This is a genomic window from Pseudoalteromonas sp. bablab_jr011, assembly GCF_016464045.1.
Taxonomy (GTDB): Bacteria; Pseudomonadota; Gammaproteobacteria; order Enterobacterales; family Alteromonadaceae; genus Pseudoalteromonas; species Pseudoalteromonas lipolytica.
In genome coordinates, this window is record NZ_JACDWU010000018.1 from 1 (window position 1) to 1,383 (window position 1,383).

A 1,383-nucleotide genomic window follows, 5' to 3' on the forward strand; every position below is an offset into this window, starting at 1 on the left:
GCGCCGGCGGTGATGACCCCCAGGTTGATCACCACGTCGTTGGCCGAGAATATCCAGCTTGCCTTCATGTGCGCCCCGCCTTCCCGATGTTTGGATATGAGCAGCAGACAACTGGTATTGGCAATCAATGCGACGAATGCGATAGCCATCATCACCAGCGATTCAGGCTCACTACCGAATACAAAGCGTCTCACCACCTCTATGAGTACGCCCACAGCCAAGATCAGTTGCAGTACACCAGCAAGATGCGCGGCACGTACCTGCATTTTCACGCTATGTCCAACCGCATAAAGGGCAAGCCCGTACACCGCCGCATCGGCAAAATTGTCCAGGGATTCTCCAATCAGGCCGGTGGACCGGGCGATCAGACCGGCAGTCATTTCCACCACGAACAGAAGTGCATTGATGCCGAGCAACCAGCGCAGGGTCCCGGATTCTTGCTTAGCAGAAGCTGCCGAAAACTCGGCGGCCTTGATGGTCTCCGGATTTGCAGCGACGGTTTCCTGAAGCGAGGCGCCTAGCCCCAAGGTCTTCAGTTTCGAGGTGACGGGCTCGACCTCGCCGTCATGCACGACCTTCAGCCGGCGGTTCGACAAGTCGAAGGACAGCGCCCGAATCTCCTCAAAGCCGTTCAGGGCTAGGCGAATCATTCGTTCTTCTGATGGACAGTCCATCTTCGGCACGGCATAAACACTGACCCATCTCCCTGGCGCCTCGGAGGAGGCCTGTATATCGGTATCCGCTGCGGACGTTGCATCAGCGCCACAGGCGCCACCACAGGATTTGCTCATGATACGACTCCACTTGAACAATGTTGTGGTACCATTTTAAACTATAAAGCTACTATAAGGTCAATAGAGTAAATAATCCGTTGGGGAGGAGGCTGATGCGCATTGGTCAGTTGGCGCAGTTGGTAGGGGTCGAAACACAGACGATCCGCTTCTATGAACAGCAGGGCTTGTTGCCGCCGCCTGATCGGCAGGACAACGGTTACCGTGTCTATACCGAGAAGCATGGTGAGGGGCTGGCCTTCATCCGTCGCTGCAGAATCCTGGGCCTGTCACTGGCTGAGATTCACGAACTACAGAGCTATCAGGACGACCCTCATCAGCCTTGTACCGCCGTCAACGCCTTGCTCGATGATCACATCTCTCATGTGCGGTCGCAGATAACCGCTCTGCAAGCGCTTGAGAAACAACTCGTTTCACTGAGAGCGAGTTGCAACGATGACCGGGAAGTTGAGGCGTGTGGGGTTCTTGCTGGAATTAGCGAAGGAAACATGCACCAGCAGTAGGTGAAGCATCAACCAGATAATCCGATGAGATGCCGGTCTGTCTCACTCTCATGCAAAGGTAAGATCAACCATTTAATCCGCTTACCCAA

2 protein-coding genes are annotated in these 1,383 nt (G+C 54.8%); one reads left to right on the forward strand and one right to left on the reverse strand.

Annotated features, from left to right (window positions below):
• On the reverse strand, positions 1-791 hold a 791-nt coding region (locus tag JIG41_RS00390), incomplete at its 3' end, for a cation transporter (protein ID WP_199524090.1).
• A gap of 95 nt (positions 792-886) precedes the next feature.
• Between JIG41_RS00390 and cadR the strand changes: the two genes are divergently transcribed.
• Positions 887-1,294: a Cd(II)/Pb(II)-responsive transcriptional regulator gene (gene cadR / locus JIG41_RS00395; RefSeq protein ID WP_004364961.1), complete on the forward strand. Its 408-nt coding sequence runs from the start codon at positions 887-889 to the stop codon at positions 1,292-1,294.
• Positions 1,295-1,383 lie beyond the last annotated feature (89 nt).

Excerpts from the sequence above, each read along its gene's own strand:
- cadR (WP_004364961.1), top strand. The coding sequence starts at position 887 with ATGCGCATTGGTCAGTTGGCGCAGTTGGTAGGGGTCGAAACACAGACG.